This is a genomic window from Staphylococcus sp. OJ82 (assembly GCF_000294465.1).
Lineage (GTDB): Bacteria > Bacillota > Bacilli > Staphylococcales > Staphylococcaceae > Staphylococcus > Staphylococcus equorum.
In genome coordinates this window covers 668,699-687,212 of record NZ_ALPU01000010.1, presented here as the reverse complement: position 1 = coordinate 687,212, position 18,514 = coordinate 668,699, and the positions used below count along the sequence as shown (strand labels likewise).

Annotated in this window: 16 protein-coding genes; 13 read left to right on the top strand and 3 right to left on the bottom strand. The window is 33.2% G+C overall.

The annotated features are described in order from the left end of the window. Positions 1–200: 200 nt before the first annotated feature. The 3 genes from SOJ_RS10685 (at position 201) to SOJ_RS10675 (ending at position 3,900) form a co-directional block, all read left to right on the top strand. On the top strand, positions 201–1,142 hold the full coding sequence (locus SOJ_RS10685) for a beta-ketoacyl-ACP synthase III (RefSeq protein ID WP_002508111.1): 942 nt from the start codon (positions 201–203) through the stop codon (positions 1,140–1,142). Positions 1,143–1,153: 11 nt separating this feature from the next. Next, positions 1,154–2,398: a beta-ketoacyl-ACP synthase II gene (fabF, locus tag SOJ_RS10680; RefSeq protein ID WP_002508110.1), complete on the top strand. Its 1,245-nt coding sequence runs from the start codon at positions 1,154–1,156 to the stop codon at positions 2,396–2,398. 269 nt (positions 2,399–2,667) lie between these two features. Next, positions 2,668–3,900, top strand: coding sequence for an MFS transporter (locus SOJ_RS10675; RefSeq protein WP_002508109.1), 1,233 nt, complete (start codon positions 2,668–2,670; stop codon positions 3,898–3,900). 55 nt (positions 3,901–3,955) lie between these two features. Here the strand turns inward: SOJ_RS10675 and SOJ_RS10670 are convergent, their stop codons facing one another. After that, entirely contained in the window at positions 3,956–4,330 is a 375-nt protein-coding gene (locus tag SOJ_RS10670) for a DUF3899 domain-containing protein (protein WP_002508108.1), read from the bottom strand. 244 nt (positions 4,331–4,574) lie between these two features. On the opposite strand from SOJ_RS10670, the gene opp3b reads away from it, so the two are divergent. The 5 genes from opp3b to SOJ_RS10645 are packed head-to-tail and all read left to right on the top strand — an operon-like array spanning position 4,575 to position 10,276. Further along, the gene (gene opp3b, locus SOJ_RS10665) at positions 4,575–5,501 is read left to right on the top strand and encodes an oligopeptide ABC transporter permease (RefSeq protein WP_002508107.1); all 927 of its coding nucleotides are present in this window, start codon (positions 4,575–4,577) and stop codon (positions 5,499–5,501) included. Then, positions 5,501–6,568, top strand: coding sequence for an oligopeptide ABC transporter permease (opp3C, locus tag SOJ_RS10660; protein ID WP_002508106.1), 1,068 nt, complete (start codon positions 5,501–5,503; stop codon positions 6,566–6,568). The genes opp3b and opp3C overlap by 1 nt, the downstream gene beginning before the upstream one ends. 18 nt (positions 6,569–6,586) lie before the next feature. Then, positions 6,587–7,669: an ABC transporter ATP-binding protein gene (locus tag SOJ_RS10655; protein WP_002508105.1), complete on the top strand. Its 1,083-nt coding sequence runs from the start codon at positions 6,587–6,589 to the stop codon at positions 7,667–7,669. Continuing rightward, entirely contained in the window at positions 7,659–8,603 is a 945-nt protein-coding gene (locus tag SOJ_RS10650) for an ABC transporter ATP-binding protein (protein ID WP_002508104.1), read from the top strand. Before SOJ_RS10655 ends, SOJ_RS10650 begins: the two co-directional genes overlap by 11 nt. A gap of 20 nt (positions 8,604–8,623) precedes the next feature. Next, entirely contained in the window at positions 8,624–10,276 is a 1,653-nt protein-coding gene (locus SOJ_RS10645) for a peptide ABC transporter substrate-binding protein (protein ID WP_002508103.1), read from the top strand. 276 nt (positions 10,277–10,552) lie between these two features. Here the strand turns inward: SOJ_RS10645 and trpS are convergent, their stop codons facing one another. Next, positions 10,553–11,542, bottom strand: coding sequence for a tryptophan--tRNA ligase (gene trpS, locus SOJ_RS10640; protein WP_002508102.1), 990 nt, complete (start codon positions 11,540–11,542; stop codon positions 10,553–10,555). A 304-nt stretch (positions 11,543–11,846) separates the two neighbouring features. Between trpS and spxA the strand changes: the two genes are divergently transcribed. The 5 genes from spxA to SOJ_RS10615 all read left to right on the top strand — a co-directional run bounded on the left by spxA (position 11,847) and on the right by SOJ_RS10615 (position 17,272). Then, complete coding sequence (spxA, locus tag SOJ_RS10635) at positions 11,847–12,242, top strand: transcriptional regulator SpxA (protein ID WP_002483765.1); 396 nt, start codon at positions 11,847–11,849, stop codon at positions 12,240–12,242. Between the two features lie 338 nt (positions 12,243–12,580). Further along, on the top strand, positions 12,581–13,300 hold the full coding sequence (mecA, locus tag SOJ_RS10630; RefSeq protein ID WP_002508101.1) for an adaptor protein MecA: 720 nt from the start codon (positions 12,581–12,583) through the stop codon (positions 13,298–13,300). A gap of 181 nt (positions 13,301–13,481) precedes the next feature. Then, positions 13,482–14,480, top strand: coding sequence for a competence protein CoiA (locus tag SOJ_RS10625; RefSeq protein ID WP_002508100.1), 999 nt, complete (start codon positions 13,482–13,484; stop codon positions 14,478–14,480). A 54-nt stretch (positions 14,481–14,534) separates the two neighbouring features. After that, on the top strand, positions 14,535–16,343 hold the full coding sequence (pepF, locus tag SOJ_RS10620) for an oligoendopeptidase F (RefSeq protein ID WP_002508099.1): 1,809 nt from the start codon (positions 14,535–14,537) through the stop codon (positions 16,341–16,343). 314 nt (positions 16,344–16,657) lie between these two features. Beyond that, complete coding sequence (locus SOJ_RS10615) at positions 16,658–17,272, top strand: NAD(P)-dependent oxidoreductase (protein WP_002508098.1); 615 nt, start codon at positions 16,658–16,660, stop codon at positions 17,270–17,272. Between the two features lie 447 nt (positions 17,273–17,719). Here SOJ_RS10615 and yjbH read toward each other — a convergent pair whose 3' ends face one another. Further along, on the bottom strand, positions 17,720–18,508 hold the full coding sequence (gene yjbH, locus SOJ_RS10610) for a protease adaptor protein YjbH (protein WP_002508097.1): 789 nt from the start codon (positions 18,506–18,508) through the stop codon (positions 17,720–17,722). Positions 18,509–18,514: the final 6 nt, after the last annotated feature.

Sequence of the window (18,514 nt, the reverse complement as noted above, 5' to 3'; positions counted from 1 at the left end):
TAGGTTCATTATAAATAAGAAAGCGCTATTTGTATAGTAGCAAAGTTAGATTCATAGTTTTACATTGTTATAACAGTAGCTTTAAATTATAATTAATCTGTAAAACATCTTATATGTTAGGTGTTGTTCTTGTATTTGAAATGTGTATTATGTTAAATTAATACCTGGTATTAAAATTAAAAATAAGAAGGTGTACAACCATGGACGTGGGTATTAAAGGTTTTGGTGCATACACACCTAAAAATGTTGTAGACAATACCTATTTTGAATCATTTTTAGAAACTTCAGATAAATGGATTTCACAAATGACTGGCATTAAGGAAAGAAGATGGGCGGATGAAGATGAAGAAACTTCAGATTTAGCTTATCATGCAAGTTTAAAAGCGATAGAAGATGCGAATATCGAAGCATCAGAAATTGATATGATTATCGTTGCAACATCAACTGGAGATTTTCCATTTCCTACAGTTGCTAACATATTACAAGAAAAATTAGGCATTGGTAAAGTTGCATCAATGGACCAACTTGCAGCATGTAGTGGTTTTATGTATGCCATGATAAATGCCAAGCAATTTGTTCAATCAGGCGACTACAAAAACATACTTGTTGTTGGTGCAGATAAATTATCTAAAATCACTGATTTTACAGACCGCTCAACTGCAATTTTATTTGGTGATGGTGCTGGCGCAGTTGTCATTGGAGAAGTATCTGAAGGCCGTGGTATTTTAAGCTACGAATTAGGTTCAGATGGTTCAGGAGGTAAATATCTATATTTAAATCCTGAAAATGGAAAAATATCTATGAATGGACGTGAAGTATTTAAGTTTGCAGTAAGAATCATGGGCGAAGCATCTAACAATGCAGTAGCTAAAGCAAATTTAACACCTGAAGATGTAGACTTGTTTGTACCACATCAAGCAAATATAAGAATTATGGAATCAGCGCGAGAACGCTTAGGCATTCCAAAAGAAAAAATGAGTGTTTCAGTAGATAAATATGGTAATACTTCAGCGGCTTCTATTCCGTTAAGTATTTCTCAAGAATTAGAAAATGGCAAGATTAAAGATGATGATGTCCTAGTACTAGTAGGATTTGGCGGCGGTCTTACATGGGGCGCTGTAACATTAAGATGGGGAAAATAGGAGGATAAAATATGACCAAAGAACAACGTGTTGTAATTACAGGAATTGGAGCATTATCACCTCTTGGTAACGATGCAAAAACATCATGGAATAATGCTCTAAACGGTGTAAGCGGTATTGATACCATTACACGTGTAGATACAACAGATTATAATGTTCATTTAGCGAGTGAGCTAAAAGATTTTAATATTGAAGACCACATGCCTAAAAAAGAAGCGCGACGTATGGATCGTTTTACACAATACGCAGTGGTTGCAGCTAGAGAAGCAGTACAAGATGCTAAATTAGTCATTAACGAAAATACTGCTAATAGAATAGGTGTATGGATTGGGTCTGGTATTGGCGGTATGGAAACATTTGAAATTTCACATAGCCAATTATTAAACCGTGGTCCTAGACGCGTGAGTCCTTTCTTTGTACCAATGCTTATTCCAGATATGGCAGCAGGGCAAGTATCAATTGATTTAGGTGCTAAAGGCCCTAATGGTGCGACAGTGACTGCATGTGCGACAGGTACGAATTCAATTGGTGAAGCATTTAAAGTTATACAACGTGGAGATGCAGACGCAATGATTTCAGGCGGAGCTGAGGCACCTATAACGCATATGGCATTAGCAGGTTTTAGTGCAAGTCGCGCTTTATCTACAAATGATGATAAAGAAACAGCTTGTAGACCATTCCAAGAAGGTCGTGATGGTTTTATTATGGGCGAAGGCGCTGGTATCGTAGTTCTTGAATCTCTTGATTCAGCTCTAGCGCGTGGGGCAGAAATCTATGCTGAAGTTGTAGGTTATGGTTCTAGTGGCGACGCACATCATATTACTGCACCTTCACCAGAAGGCGAAGGCGGTTCGCGTGCAATGCAAGCTGCTTTAGATGATGCTGGTATAGAGGCTAAAGAAGTACAATATCTTAATGCACATGGCACAAGTACACCAGTTGGAGATTTAACAGAAATCCAAGCAATTAAAAATACGTTTGGAGAAGCTGCTGCATCATTAAAGATAAGTTCGACGAAATCGATGACAGGTCATTTACTAGGTGCTACAGGTGGATTAGAAGCAATATTCTCTGCACTTTCTATTAGAGATAGTCGTATTGCGCCAACAATTCATGCAGACTCTCCAGATCCAGAATGTGATCTTGATATTGTACCAAATAAAGCGGAAGACTTAGAAATTAATTATGCGATGAGTAATAGTTTAGGCTTCGGTGGACATAATGCTGTAATCGTATTAAAAAAGTTCGCTGACTAAATCTATAAACTTTAATTTAAAAAGATTTAAAATGAATATGTCTAAGACGAATATAAATTAATGAAAACAGCCGAAATTTAAGATTTTGGCTGTTTTTTAGGTTGAGGTTTTATTTTTTCAATGTTAATACATTTTCTAAGTTTGTACTTAGACTACATTTTGATTTTTATTAACTTTATAATGATAAAATATTAATTTTGAAAATTGTGTTTACAGAACAAACGATTCATGTATAATGGGAATAATTTAGCAGTCAGGAGGGATGAAATTTGAAGAAATTTATGACGTTATCAACCACTTTGAAAACAAGATTAATAGCAGATTTCATCTTGAATGTAGCGAGTCAAGCGATTTTACCCTTTATGGCTTTATATTTAACGAGCAAAACAAATGCAGTTTTTGCTGGCGCTTTTTTAATCACAAATATTGTAGTTAGTTTTTTTGTGTCTTTTCTAGGTGGATACTTAGGCGACAATTATAATAGGAAGAAAGTCGTTAATTACATACATTTCTTATATGCTATATGCTTAATTATATTAAGTATAACTGTAACTATGGATGGTGTCGGTTTAATTATTTTTTGTGCTACAGTATTTATTTTTGAAATTTTATTTGCGGCGAGTCAACCTATTTTTGATGCGGCCATCATGGATGCGATATACGAAGAGGTAAGGGAATATGTATATCAAGTCAATTATTGGATGTTTAATATTAGTACGGCGATAGGGATGATGTTAGGTGCATTACTATACTTAGGTCATAAGCATTTATTATTTATTATGTTTTTCTTCGCTATGTTAGTGAGTTGGTATTTATTTGAAAAATATTATGACGTAGCACAAATTTATAATAAGAAAGAAGAACTGACATCTCGCTTTAAACATTTTGTGAATAGTTATCATGTTGTACTTAAAGATAAATACTATATGATTTTTAATTTAGGAATGATGTTAGTTTTTATGGCAGAACTCAGTTTAAATTCATATGTCGTAGTTAGATTAAAAGATGAGTTTGAAGCTTTTTATTTTTTAGGATTTTACATAGATGGTGTCAGAATGTTTACTGTCATTATGATTATCAATACGATTGTGGTAGCGACGTTAACTTTTACAGTGAATCGACTTATAGCGCAAACTTCTAAAAAAACTGTCTTTATCATCGGTATAGTGTTATATACGATAGGTTATAGTGTATTGACGTCAGCCAGTGCATTTTGGATATTGTGTTTATTTGCAATCATTGCCACGTTAGGAGAATTAATTTATTCACCGATTCAAAATGCGCAGCGCTTTTTAATGATACCTGATGACAAGCGCAGTACCTATTCTACATTTGGCATGGTATCTTATTATGGAGCCAATGTATTATCTAGATTCGGATTGATTTTGGGGGCATTTTTACTGCCATGGATGATGTCAGTCTATGTTGCTGCAGTTGTATTAATCGGTTTCGCCTTACTTTACTATGCACTATTCTTTAATCCCAATATAGAAACAAGATAATAAAAAGACTGTATTAGAGTATTGTTGAAAAATAAACAATATCTAATGCAGTCTTTTATATTGCAAAAGAAATTACGATAGAGAGTAATAAATAAAATAAATTACAAGCAAATGCAATTTTAACCCATGGCGTAACAAAATAATTTTCTTTTTTTGCTTGCGTAGGTTTGAAAAACTCGTCATTTTCGAGTGTGTCTTTATGTTTTTTGTTAGTAAGTTGGTATTTTAATCTTCTAAAACCATAGCTTGTAGGATCTAAAATACCTTCTTGGACAACAATAATAATGAAGAAGAAGATAGCTAATGAAATGGAAATATAGAAAAAGGTATTGATGTATAAGACTAATGTATGTGAAGCAAATAGCCAAACTAACAAAGCGAGTAAAGGTGTAAAAAGTATCCAAATCAGTAAACTTGTTATGCGTTTCATATTAACTCCTCCAATTATACAATAAATTTATTGTAACTTAATATAACTAAAAAATGAATATAAACTTCTATAAATTCAATTATATCAACACTTGTATAAGATTATAAAATAAATTGTTAATAAATTCTTTAATAATGTAAAGCAAAACAATATTGCTTTACACGTAAAGTAAAAGTATAATGTTAATAAATATTCTGAATATTTCAAAGGGAATGTTAATTCTGAATTTAAAGGGGGATAAAATATGCTTAAGTATGTTTTAAAGCGTTTGGGATATATGATTTTATCATTGTTCATAATCATTACGATTACATTTTTCTTAATGAAGCTTATGCCAGGTTCACCATTTAATGATGAAAAATTAAATGAAGAGCAGAAGCAAATTTTAAATGAAAAGTATGGTTTGAATGAACCTGTACCTGTACAGTATGCAAGTTATTTAAAGAATGTCGTTACGGGGGATTTTGGTAACTCATTCCAATATGATAACCAACCTGTATGGGACTTAATAAAACCAAGATTATTACCATCGCTTGAAATGGGACTGACAGCTATGGTTATTGGTGTGATATTAGGGTTGATTTTAGGAGTTATAGCAGCAGTACGGCAAAACAGTTGGGTCGACTATACAGCCACCGTCATTTCGGTTATTGCAGTATCAGTACCATCATTCGTTTTAGCAGTATTGCTCCAATACGTATTTGCAGTTAGATTACAATGGTTACCAGTTGCAGGTTGGGAAGGAATATCGACCGCGATACTGCCATCATTAGCACTATCGGCAGCAGTATTAGCAACGGTGGCAAGATACATAAGAGCAGAGATGATAGAAGTTTTAAGTTCGGATTATATCTTGTTAGCACGTGCAAAAGGTAATTCAACAATGAGAGTACTATTTGGTCACGCATTACGAAATGCATTGATACCGGTTGTTACGATTATTGTACCGATGTTAGCAAGTATCTTAACTGGTACTTTGACAATTGAAAATATTTTCGGTGTGCCAGGATTAGGGGATCAATTCGTGAGATCAATCACTACGAATGACTTCCCAGTTATCATGGCGACAACAATTTTATTCAGTACATTGTTTATTGTCTCCATTTTCATTGTAGATATTTTATACGGTTTAATTGATCCGCGTATCCGTATACAAGGGGGTAAAAAATAATGGCTGATAAAAAAGACGAAAAATTAACAGATGATCATTCAAATGCAGTTATGACGCATACTTCAGAAGGTATACCGGCATCTGATTTTATTAGAAGTAAGAATGATATTGAAAAAGAACCGGAAATGCAAAGAGAAAGTAAAAACTTTTGGCAAGATGCATGGAAGCAATTGAAACAAAATAAATTGGCCGTAGTTGGGATGATTGGCTTAATCCTTATCGTACTACTAGCATTGATTGGGCCTTTATTAAGTTCACATGATTATGCAGAACAAGATGTAGATAGACGTAACTTACCAGCTAAAATACCTGTGCTAGATCAAATACCATTTTTGCCATTTGATGGTGAAGGCGCAAAAGGTGTCGATGCTTATAAAGAAGCAGGCGTTACAGAAAACTTTTGGTTTGGTACAGATCAATTAGGTAGAGATTTATGGTCAAGAACTTGGCAAGGTGCGCAAGTATCATTATTCATTGGTGTGGTAGCAGCTTTGCTCGATATATTTATAGGTGTTGTGTATGGTGCAATATCTGGATTCTTTGGAGGACGGATAGATAATGTCATGCAGCGTATTATAGAAGTTGTTGCTTCGATACCTACACTGATCGTGGTTATCTTATTCGTATTAATTTTCGAGCCATCTATTTGGACCATCATTTTAGCCATGGCACTTACGGGTTGGATTGGTATGAGTCGTGTAGTACGTGGTGAATTCTTAAAATTAAAAACACAAGAATTTGTCTTAGCATCTACAACATTAGGTGCATCAAAATTAAAATTAATATTCAAACATATTTTACCTAATACACTTGGCGTTATCGTAGTAACTTCTATGTTTACAGTACCTAATGCCATATTCTTCGAAGCGTTCTTAAGTTTCATTGGTATTGGTGTACCGGCACCTAAGACGTCGTTAGGTTCGTTAGTAAATGAAGGTAGAGCAATGCTGTTAATTCACCCGCATGAATTATTTATACCAGCAGTAGTATTAAGTTTATTAATTTTATTCTTCTACTTATTTAGTGATGGATTACGCGATGCATTTGATCCTAAAATGCGCAGATAATAAAAGGGGGCAACATTTATGTCAGAACGAGTATTAGAAGTGAATAATTTGCATGTTTCCTTTGATATCGATGCTGGGGAAGTGCAAGCAGTTAGAGGTGTTGATTTCTTTGTCGATAAAGGTGAAACACTCGCAATTGTTGGTGAATCTGGTTCGGGGAAATCAGTCACAACAAAAGCAATCACTAAATTATTTCAAGGTGATGCAGGTAGAATTAAAAAAGGTGAAATTAATTTCTTAGGAGAAGATTTAGCAAAGAAATCAGAACAAGAATTAATTAAACTTAGAGGTAAAGATATATCTATGATCTTCCAAGATCCAATGACTTCTTTAAATCCAACGATGAAGATTGGCAAGCAAGTTATGGAACCTTTGATGAAGCATAGAAATTATAATAAAGTAGATGCGAAAAAACGTGCTTTAGAGATACTCAATTTAGTAGGTTTACCAAATGCAGAAAAACGTTTCACTGCCTATCCGCACCAATTTTCAGGCGGACAAAGACAAAGAATCGTTATTGCAACAGCACTAGCATGTGAACCGAAAGTATTGATTGCCGATGAACCAACAACCGCTTTAGATGTAACGATGCAGGCACAAATATTAGAGTTGATGAAAGAGCTTCAAGATAAAATTAGTACATCAATTATATTTATCACACATGATTTAGGTGTGGTTGCGAATATCGCAGATCGTGTGGCAGTAATGTATGGTGGTCAGATGATAGAAACCGGAGATGTAGATGAAATATTCTATGATCCTAAACATCCATACACTTGGGGATTATTATCATCAATGCCAGATTTAACTACAGGTTCAGAAACAGAATTGTTAGCTATACCAGGGACACCGCCAGATTTATTACACCCACCTAAAGGAGATGCTTTTGCAGAGCGTAGCCAATTTGCATTAGATATAGACTTTAAGACGCCACCACCTTGGTTTCAAGTATCACCTACACATTTTGTGAAATCGTGGTTGTTGGACGAACGTTCACCTTATATTGAGCCGCCAAAAATGGTGCAGAAACGTTTACGTGAAATGCCAAATAATTACGATAAACCTCAACAAGTAGAAAGGGTGTCGTTCGATGGAAAATAATAAAGATGTGCTATTACAAGTGAAAAACTTAAAACAATATTTTAATGAAGGTAAGCGAAATGAAGTTAGAGCCATCGAAAACATTTCCTTCGATGTATTTAAAGGGGAAACATTTGGTTTAGTAGGAGAATCAGGCTGTGGTAAATCAACTACAGGTAAAGCCATTATTAAATTGAATGATATTACAGATGGAGAAATACTATATGAAGGCGTAGATATTCAAAAGATAAAAAATCGTAAAGACTCATTGAAATTTAATAAAAAAATACAAATGATTTTCCAAGATCCCTATGCATCATTAAATCCACGTTTAAAAGTTATGGATATCGTAGCTGAAGGTATTGATATACATAAACTTGCTTCTGGGGTTAAAGATCGTAAGAAACGTGTTTATGATTTATTGGAAACAGTAGGTCTAAGTAAAGAGCATGCGAACCGTTACCCACATGAATTTTCTGGTGGACAACGCCAACGTATCGGCATTGCACGTGCATTAGCAGTACAACCAGAGTTTATTATTGCTGATGAACCGATTTCTGCATTAGACGTTTCTATCCAAGCGCAAGTTGTAAACTTGTTATTAAAATTACAGAAAGAGCGTGGCATTACATTCTTATTCATCGCCCATGACCTTTCAATGGTGAAATACATTTCTGACAGAATTGCAGTGATGCATTTCGGTAAAATCGTTGAGTTAGGTAGTGCTGATGAGATTTATCATCATCCTATGCATCCTTATACCAAATCTTTACTTTCAGCTGTACCTCAGCCAGATCCTGAAAGTGAAAGAGTGAGAAAGAGAACCGTTTTTAAAGAAGATGCAGAGAACAATGACAAGCGTTCATTGCACGAAGTACGACCAAACCATTATGTATTTACAACAGATGAAGAAGCGGAAAAACTGCAATCTGAAACACAGGAACCGTCTGTATAAAAGGGGAAAGGGGGATTATGATGAAAAAGTTTAAGTTATTTACGATACTCATTGCGCTGACAGTAGTATTAGCAGGCTGTGGTAGTGCTGAAGGTATATATTCAGATAAAGGACAAGTATTTAGAAAAGTGTTATCTCAAGATATTACGTCACTGGATTCAGCATTGGCAACAGATACAGTGTCATTTGATATGTATAACCAAATTTATGAAGGACTGTATACATTAGATAAAGATGATAAAGCGCAACCAGGTGTGGCAAAGGCAATGCCTAAAGAAAGCAATGGCGGTAAAACATTAACGATTGAATTGCGTAAAGATGCTAAATGGTCAAATGGAGATCCAGTTACTGCGCATGACTTCGAGTTTGCATGGAAACGAGTAGTTAATCCTGAAACAGCATCTGAATATGCCTATATTATGTACGATTTGAAAAATGCGGAAGATATTAATATGGGTAAAAAAGATGTGGATGAATTAGGCGTTAAAGCAGTTGATGATCATACATTAAAAGTAGAATTAAACAAACCAATTCCGTATATTAATGAAATGTTCGCTTTTGGTACATTTATGCCACAAAATGAAAAAGTTGTTAAAAAACATGGTCAGCAATATGGTACTACAGCTGATAAAACAGTGTTTAATGGACCTTTCAAAATAGAACAATGGAGGGTTGAAGATAAAATTCAACTGGTAAAAAATGAAGATTATTGGGATAAAGAAGCGGTTCATTTAGATCGTGTAAATTATAAAGTATTGAAAGACCAACAAGCAGGGGCATCATTATATGATACAGGCTCTGTTGATGATACTGTCATTACTGCTGACCAGGTTGATAAATATGAAGATAATGCAGGTTTGAAAAAACGCTTATTAGCAAGTACATTTTATATCAAATTAAACCAAAAAACTGTACCAGCATTTAAGAATAAAGATATGAGGCTTGCAATTTCACAAGCAATTAATAAAGAAGGCTATGTAAATGCTGTTAAAAATGATGGTTCGGAAGCAACAGATGGTTTCACATCTAAATTAACAGCAGAAACACCTGATGGTAAAGATTTTGCGGAAACGATTGATTCGCCATTATCATATAACCCAGAAGCTGCTAAAGAACATTATGAAAAAGCTAAAAAAGATTTAGGTATAAAAGATCTGACATTCACGATGAATACTGAAGATACACCAAGTTCAAAAATTTCAGCAGAATATATTAAAGCTCAAGTAGAAAAAACGTTGCCTGGTGTCACAATGAAAATTAAACAATTACCATTTAAACAACGTTTGAATCAAGAGTCTTCTGAAACACACGAAGCCTCATTATCTGGTTGGGGACCAGACTACCCAGACCCATTAACATTCTTAAGTATTATGACAACAGGTGCTGCTCAGAATAATACTGGCTGGGGTAGTAAAGAATATGATCAATTAATTGAAGATGCTAATGGCAAATTATTGAAAAAACCGGAAGAACGTAATGCTGCTATGAAGAAAGCAGAAGAAATGATGTTGGAAGATGCACCAGTTGCACCGATATATCAAAAAGGGGAAGCGCATTTAACAAATCCACAAGTTAAAGGCTTAATCTACCACCAAATTGGAGGAGATACATCTCTGAAAAATGTAAGAATAGATAAGAGTATTGATAGAGAAACTGGTGAAAAGAAAGAATAGAATTTTAACAATAAAATAAATATTATAAACAGCACATCAACATAAGGTTGGTGTGCTGTTTGCTTTCATATTAAACTAAAAGTTTACTAGTAAGTACTTATTTGAAATCAAGGCAACATTTCTATTTCCATTAGTTATACATTTATTTAAAGCACTAGCTGAAGACTACAGGATGAGATTGTGATTGCGGATAGCGAGCACAAAAAATGCCAACAAAGTCACTGACTTTGTTGGCATTATGATATATTCTAATCAAATAGAATGTGCCTGTTATAATTATCTTTTACGACCTAAGCCCATAGCTTTTTCCATTTTCTTCAATGTTTTGAAAGAAACTTTTTGTGCTTTATCTCTACCATTATCTAAAATAGTATCTAATTCATCTGAATTAAAATAGTACTCATATTTTTCTTGAAAATCTGTTAAGAATGTTTTTACGATTTCTGCTAAATCTGATTTAAACACACCATAATTAGAGTCTTTATATTTAAGTTGTAATGATTCTAGAGATTCATCCGTTAAACTAGAATAAATGGATAATAAATTAGAAATACCAGGTTTGTTATCTCTATCAAATTTTATAATACCATCTGAATCAGTTACTGCACTTTTGATTTTTTTAGCTGCAGTATTTGGTTGATCAAGTAAGGAAATGAAGTTCTTTTGATTATCATCACTTTTACTCATTTTTCTAGTCGGATCCTGTAAACTCATGACACGGCCACCAACTTTTGGTATGCGTATTTCAGGTTTGATTAATATATCGTTAAAGCGAGAATTAAATCTGTCTACTAAATTTCTAGTTAATTCTATATGTTGCTTTTGATCGTCGCCCACAGGAACAATATTCGTGTTATAGATTATGATGTCTGCAGCCATTAACGGTGGATATGTAAGTAAACCTGCTGGAACGCCTTCAGTTTGTTTAGTAGCTTTGTCTTTAAATTGTGTCATACGTTCCAATTCTCCAATAGAAGAGATCGTAGTGAGCATCCAACTCGCCTGTATATGCGCTGGTACTTCTGATTGTATGAATAATGTGGATTTCTCTGGGTCGATACCAGAAGCTAAATAAATCGCTGCAAGCTGTCTTGTTTGTTTACGTAACTTCAAACGATCTTGTGGAACAGTAATTGCGTGCTGATCCACGATGCAGAAGAAACAATTGTAATCGTCTTGGACTTCACTAAATTGTTTCAATGCACCAATGTAATTACCAAGTGTTGGAATACCACTGGGCTGGATACCTGAAAATAATGTTTCCATTTTTAGATGCCTACCTTCTAAAATTTAATTTAATATATATTACCTACATTATAACAGTATTTCAATCATTTGTAATTTATGTTAAACTATAGACATATCAATATTTCTACCTGAATTTATTGAGAAATGGTTTTATTTTAAATTTTTTGATAAAAATTAAAGAATTCTCATTTAATTTTAATGTTGAAAGGGTATACTTTGATTGTAAGGTTAAGGAAGACGAAGTTTACTTAAAAGTTTCTTGATCATATAAATATTGAAATCTAATGAATTTAAATTCATGAAAAATAGGAGAGTGAGATGTATGGTAACATTATTTACTTCACCAAGTTGCACATCTTGCCGTAAAGCGAAAGCATGGTTACAAGAACATGACATTCCGTATACGGAGCGTAACATTTTTTCAGAACACTTAACAATTGACGAAATCAAACAAATTTTAAAAATGACTGAAGACGGAACAGATGAAATTATATCTACACGTTCTAAGACTTACCAAAAGTTAAACGTTGATATAGACGCATTACCGCTTCAAGATTTATATTCAATTATTCAAGATAACCCTGGTTTATTACGTCGTCCAATTATTTTAGACGAAAAACGTTTACAAGTTGGTTATAACGAAGACGAAATCAGACGTTTCTTACCAAGAAAAGTACGTACGTTCCAATTACAAGAAGCGCAACGTATGGTTGACTAAAACAAATTACAATATTGGCCATAAAGTAGCATGCTTATGATGTTGCTTTATGGCTTTATTATATTTAGCATAACAAATAGACTCAGAGTGAAGTCAAACGAACCGATTGTTTTATATTTCAATACTTTTATAAACAATTGGTCATTTGATTAAAGAATGATAAATGCGAAACAGCACTTGGTAATTAGTGCTGTTTTTTTGGCTTATGTTAGGGTATGTGTTAATATAAGAGACCAATTAGGAAATAGTAAAAATCAATGAAACAAATCAATTGTAATTATTACTACGTTCTAATACAATAATGATTACTATTCATCGACTGTAAGGAGTGAGATGATATGAGAATAGAGCGTGTTGACGATACTACTGTTAAATTATTTATAACATATAGTGATATAGAGGCTAGAGGTTTTAAACGTGAGGATTTATGGACAAATCGTAAGCGTGGTGAAGAGTTCTTTTGGAACATGATGGAAGAAATCAACGAAGAAGAAGATTTTGTAGTTGAAGGACCTTTATGGATACAAGTACATGCTTTTGAAAAAGGTGTTGAAGTAACAATATCTAAATCTAAAAATGAAGATCTTATTAATATGTCAGAGAATGGTGATAATGAACAACTTGATTATCAAGTAAATGATTTATTATCACAGACGTTTGATCAAGATGATAGTTTAGAAGATTTATTTGAACAACGTCAACAACAAAAAGAAAGCAACCACAACCAAGATAATAACGACCATAAACAACAAAGCACACGTACAGTGATTGTTAGATTTAACGATTTAGAAGAAGTGATTGATTATGCACATCACAATAATCAATCAATAGATGACTTTGAAGATTTATTATACAGTTTTAATAATATATACTACTATGCTGTTCATTTTGATGAAACAGTGGATCAAGAATCAATTAATGATAGTTATAGTCAATTACTTGAATTCGCATATCCTACTGACAAATCAGAAGTATATTTAAACGACTATGCAAAAATTATTATGAGTCATAATGTTGCGTCACAAGTACGTCGTTATTTCCCAAGTGCGACAGAATAATGTAAATGTTTTGAATTTAAAATTGAGGCCTATTGAAATTTAATTTTCAGTAGGTCTTTTTGTGTACTCTTTTTTATTTAATGTTCAATTGTTAGAGGTATATAAGTAAGTTTCTATTATTACTATATTTTAAAAGTAATTATGCGTTAGTAACAGTGTAATAAAATGAGGTGATAAAATTTTGTTATGTGCAAAAAATGAAAGAAACCAAATCATATCAGCAATGATTGCTCATAAAGGGCATCAATATACGTGTCCGCATTGTCATAATAAGGTTATATTTAAAAAGGGCCAGTTCATTGCACCTCATTTTGCCCATGTAAGTGAAAGGGGGCTTACATGCAATAAAGGAGAAACTTATGAACACTATCGACTTAAATACCAGCTTGCTCAATGGTTTGAAAAATATAATTATGATGTTGCCATAGAACCTTATATAACAAAATGTTATCAATATCCTGATTTAATCATAAATCACAGTGTAGCAATTGAAATACAATTTTCACGAATTACGATATTAAATATAAAAAAACGCAGTATATCCTTACAAAAATGTGGACTAGATGTTGTGTGGATTATTAATAATCCAAGTTATGATAAGGTAACACAAATTTTAATGCTTACAACTTATGAACGGACTTATATTAATTTGAAAGAGCGCCATTTATTTGCTTGGAATAGTTACACCCAACAACTGTACAGATATAAGATTTTACAATATCTAGGAGGCAAACGTTATGTTGCGATAAGGGAGATTGTTTCAAATGATACTTTGATACATACTTCGACTCACGTAAATATTCAACATAACAATTTAACTTTAAAATTAAGTGGAACTGCAATTACTAAATACTTGAAGCATTGTCGTAATAGGCGTTCGGTACTCGAGCCGAGCCTTAGCGTTATGTACCAATTACAATTATCAGAAGCATGGATAAGTAAACACCTTGGCATAATTTTCCCAGAGCAATTATATGTGAAATCTCATCCGGTATATTGGCAATTACAACTTCTATTTATGCTAGCACATTTACAATTTAAGTTAAGTGATTTTATAAAACTAATTGAGTATAATGAATTTTATATAGGTGATATTAATAAGGAAGAAATTGCTAGTGAAATGGTTAGAAAATTTCAACAATTGAATTATAGCATTGGACTTAATAACGTGCAAAAATGATTGTTACGTGAGAAAATTATAATAATGAACTTTATAGGAGGTTTACTTAATATTATGACTGAACAATTAACAAGAGAAGAACAAGAACGTAAGTACCCTGAATATACTTGGGACTTAACTACTATTTTCGAATCAGATGAAGCTTTTGAAGCAGCATTTAAAGAAGTGGAAAATAACATAGGACAAGAAGAACAATTTAGAGGTCATTTAGCTGATAGTGCAGAAACACTTTATAACGCGTTAGCTTTAGAAGACGAACTAGGTTCTCAATTAGAAAAAGTATATGTATATGCACATTTAAAACAAGATCAAGACACTGCAAATGATAAGTACACTGGGTACGAATCACGTGCGCATCAACTTATTATTAAATTTAGTTCTGGATGGAGTTTCTTAGTTCCAGAAATTTTACAAATTGATGAAGCACAAATCCAAAATTTTATTGAATCTAATGATGATTTAAAACGTTACGCATTTGATTTGAAATTGATTAATGAAAAACGACCTCATGTTTTAAGTGCAGATAAAGAAAAATTACTTACTGAAGCACAAGATGCCTTATCAACAGCAGATAATGTATATGGTATGTTTAGTAACGCTGATTTAGAATTTGAGGATGCCATTGATAAAGATGGCAATCATCATTCATTAACTCAAGGCACGTTTATAAAATGTTTAGAATCAGATGATCGTATTTTACGTAAATCTGCATTTGAAAATTTATATAAAGCCTATGGTGCTTATAACAATACATTAAGCGCAACTTTAGCTGGTGAAGTGAAAAAGAATGTGTTTAATGCCAAAACACATAATTATGAAACTGCAAGAGCAGCAGCATTAAGTAATAATCATATACCAGAAGAAGTATATGATAATTTAGTTAAAACTGTGCATAACTACTTACCATTATTACATCGCTATACGAAATTACGTAAAGACTTATTAGGATTAGAAGATATGAAGATGTACGATCTTTATACACCTTTAGTTAAAGATGTGAAATTTGAAATGCCATATGAAGAAGCTAAAGATTGGATGGTAAAAGCTTTACAACCTATGGGAGAAGAGTATATGAAAGTTGTTGAAGAAGGGTTAAATCATCGTTGGGTAGACGTATACGAAAATAAAGGGAAACGTTCAGGTGGTTATTCTTCAGGTGCGCATTTAACTAATCCTTTTATATTATTAAATTGGTCTAATACAGTGAGCGATTTATATACATTAGTGCATGAATTTGGACACTCTGCACATAGTTATTTCAGTCGTCAAAACCAACCAGCCAATTCAAGTGGTTATACAATATTTGTAGCAGAAGTAGCTTCTACATGTAATGAGGCATTGTTAAGCGACTATATGGACAAACATTTAGATGATGAGCGTAGACTATTATTACTTAATCAAGAGCTTGAACGTTTCCGTGCAACGTTATTTAGACAAACAATGTTTGCTGAATTTGAGCATAAGATTCATCAAATCGAAGAAGCAGGAGAGCCACTTACAGCAAACCGTATGAATGAAGAATACGCAGAACTGAATAGACAATATTTTGGTGATTCTGTTGAAACAGATGAAGATATTAGTAAAGAATGGTCAAGAATACCTCACTTCTATATGAATTATTATGTGTATCAATATGCAACAGGATATAGTGCGGCTCAAAGTTTAAGTCGTCAAATTTTGACTGAAGGCCAACCAGCAGTAGATAGATATATTAATGAATTCTTGAAAAAAGGCAGCTCAGATTACCCAATTGAAATACTTAAAAATGCAGGTGTAGATATGACAACTCCTGAACCAATTGAACAAGCTTGCCAAGTATTTGAACAAAAATTAGACGCTTTTGAAAAGCTTATGAAAGCTTAGTGTGAATGTATTCGTTTTCAATATGACAAGTTTGTGACAAAGTGATTTTATTTAATCTAAAAGGTTGAAAGACGCATTTTAGCGTGTTATATTATAAACATGAAATTAATCACATAACAAACATACCCCTTTGTTTGAAGTGAGAAAATTTCTCCCATCCCCTTTGTTTAGCGCCGTGTAATCAGACACGGTGTTTTTTTATACCCTTTTTTAATTAAATTCAAAAATATGAATAACTATTCGTTTGACTTTAAAAAAGTAAAACTATAAAATTAACTTGTACTTAAAATAAATACAAGGAAGAGGCTGAATATATGAAATTAGCAGTTGTAGCAGCAAATGGTAAAGCAGGGCAACTCATTACGAAAGAAGCTTACGATAGAGGCTTAGATGTTACTGCCATTGTAAGAAGTTCAAATAAAACAGTAACAGATCAAGTGATTCAAAAAGATTTGTTCGATTTAACAACGGCTGACATTGCAGAATTTGACGTACTTATCGATGCTTTTGGACAATCTGATGAAAATAAATTAGATGAACATAGTAAATCAATGAAACATCTAGGTGATTTAGTAAGCAACAGCAACAAGCGTTTGTTAATTATTGGCGGGGCAGGTAGTTTATATGTAGATGAAGCACATACGCTGAAGTTGATAGACTCACCGGATTTTCCTGAACAATTTAAAAAGATTAGCCAAGCACAAATCAAAACACTAGAAGAAATACAAAAACGAAAAGATGTAAAATGGACATTTGTTTGTCCAGCGCCAGTTTTTCAATATGATGGTGAGAAAACTGGAGAATATAAATTGAGTGCAGACGAAGTTATTGGTTCAAAAGTAAGTTATGCAGATTTTGCTCAAGCAATGGTAGATGAAGTATTAGAAGCACAACACATCCAACAACGTTTTGCTGTATTTGCGAAATAAAATAATAATGAAAACTATAGTGAGATGAGAGTGGGACAGAAATTTAAATTTTCTAATAAAATTTAAATTTCTGTCCTAGCCTCGCTCAGCTGACTAGAAAATGGAATACAAGAACTTAATCTCTTGCATAAGAACTACTTGTCTTCAAAAATGAAGTAGCAGTTCTTTAAAAGCTTGATATAAGCGCATTTTGAATTCAGTCAACCACTGCCAATATAAAAATTGAGGTCGAGACATGTGGTATGTCCCACTCCTGAAATATAAATGGTGATTTGGACCGATACTTGCGGAAAAGCACTAGAAGAAGATTATAGAGTGAAGCTGTGCTAGCGAAAAGCATGCACAAAAAAATGCCAACAAAGCCTGAGACTTTGTTGGCATTCTGAGATAGCCTTTAGGGCTATCTTTTTATTTATTAAAAAATGTGGTTATCTGTTTATTGCACATTCAAATTTTAGATCTCCAAAATTTTCCATCTGGAGATTTAAGTTTTTCTATCTTTTGTTGCAGTGCTAATTTTTTAAGCTCTTTATTCATTAATTTTTCAGGCCATTCATAAATGGTAAGTAACTCTTCTTTAGTAACTAATTGCTGTTGTTGTATATAACCTTCTAGTGTAGGCGGTAATTTTTTTTCAATAGGTGTTCCAATTAGTTCATTTATGATATACGTATAGATGTGATAAGGATATAGACCTTCAACTTTCAAACCTTCTTCGTGAACGTCTTCGTTAAAGAATACGAGTGAAGGTGCTTCTTCAATCTCCATTTCTCGTGCAATATGCAAGTCTACTTGTAAGCTTTCTTTTAAATAGCTACTATGCAAATCTTCTTTAAAGACTTCGTAATCTAATCCTGCGTTACTTATGCAATTATTGACCATTGATTCAGTGATTATATCTCGTTTTGGTATAATTTCATTTTGTACAAGGTGTATAAAACGTTCTGCACGTAAGCGTCCTTGAAGTTCAGCAGCCTTATATGCGAGCGCAATATTATCTAAGTCCGATGTGCTTTGCGCTTGGCATTTAGTTAAGACACGTAAAGATGGATTTAATATATGTCTTATACTGATATATTGCTTATACTCTATACGCAATTTGGAGAGAATTGCTGACAATTTAAAGCAATCTTTACTGAATGGGTCGAAAAAAGAATAAATTTCTATCTTACTCACAGGTGAAAGATTCGCATCTTCACGACTATTAGCGTGTATTAATTTTAATTCTTCAGTCATGTACAT

What these genes read in the sequence shown, in the direction of transcription:
- SOJ_RS10685 (WP_002508111.1), top strand. Translation starts at nt 201, where the DNA reads ATGGACGTGGGTATTAAAGGTTTTGGTGCATACACACCTAAAAATGTT.
- fabF (WP_002508110.1), top strand. Translation starts at nt 1,154, where the DNA reads ATGACCAAAGAACAACGTGTTGTAATTACAGGAATTGGAGCATTATCA.
- SOJ_RS10670 (WP_002508108.1), bottom strand. Translation starts at nt 4,330, where the DNA reads ATGAAACGCATAACAAGTTTACTGATTTGGATACTTTTTACACCTTTA.
- opp3b (WP_002508107.1), top strand. Translation starts at nt 4,575, where the DNA reads ATGCTTAAGTATGTTTTAAAGCGTTTGGGATATATGATTTTATCATTG.
- opp3C (WP_002508106.1), top strand. Translation starts at nt 5,501, where the DNA reads ATGGCTGATAAAAAAGACGAAAAATTAACAGATGATCATTCAAATGCA.
- SOJ_RS10655 (WP_002508105.1), top strand. Translation starts at nt 6,587, where the DNA reads ATGTCAGAACGAGTATTAGAAGTGAATAATTTGCATGTTTCCTTTGAT.
- SOJ_RS10650 (WP_002508104.1), top strand. Translation starts at nt 7,659, where the DNA reads ATGGAAAATAATAAAGATGTGCTATTACAAGTGAAAAACTTAAAACAA.
- SOJ_RS10645 (WP_002508103.1), top strand. Translation starts at nt 8,624, where the DNA reads ATGAAAAAGTTTAAGTTATTTACGATACTCATTGCGCTGACAGTAGTA.
- trpS (WP_002508102.1), bottom strand. Translation starts at nt 11,542, where the DNA reads ATGGAAACATTATTTTCAGGTATCCAGCCCAGTGGTATTCCAACACTT.
- spxA (WP_002483765.1), top strand. Translation starts at nt 11,847, where the DNA reads ATGGTAACATTATTTACTTCACCAAGTTGCACATCTTGCCGTAAAGCG.
- mecA (WP_002508101.1), top strand. Translation starts at nt 12,581, where the DNA reads ATGAGAATAGAGCGTGTTGACGATACTACTGTTAAATTATTTATAACA.
- pepF (WP_002508099.1), top strand. Translation starts at nt 14,535, where the DNA reads ATGACTGAACAATTAACAAGAGAAGAACAAGAACGTAAGTACCCTGAA.
- SOJ_RS10615 (WP_002508098.1), top strand. Translation starts at nt 16,658, where the DNA reads ATGAAATTAGCAGTTGTAGCAGCAAATGGTAAAGCAGGGCAACTCATT.
- yjbH (WP_002508097.1), bottom strand. Translation starts at nt 18,508, where the DNA reads ATGACTGAAGAATTAAAATTAATACACGCTAATAGTCGTGAAGATGCG.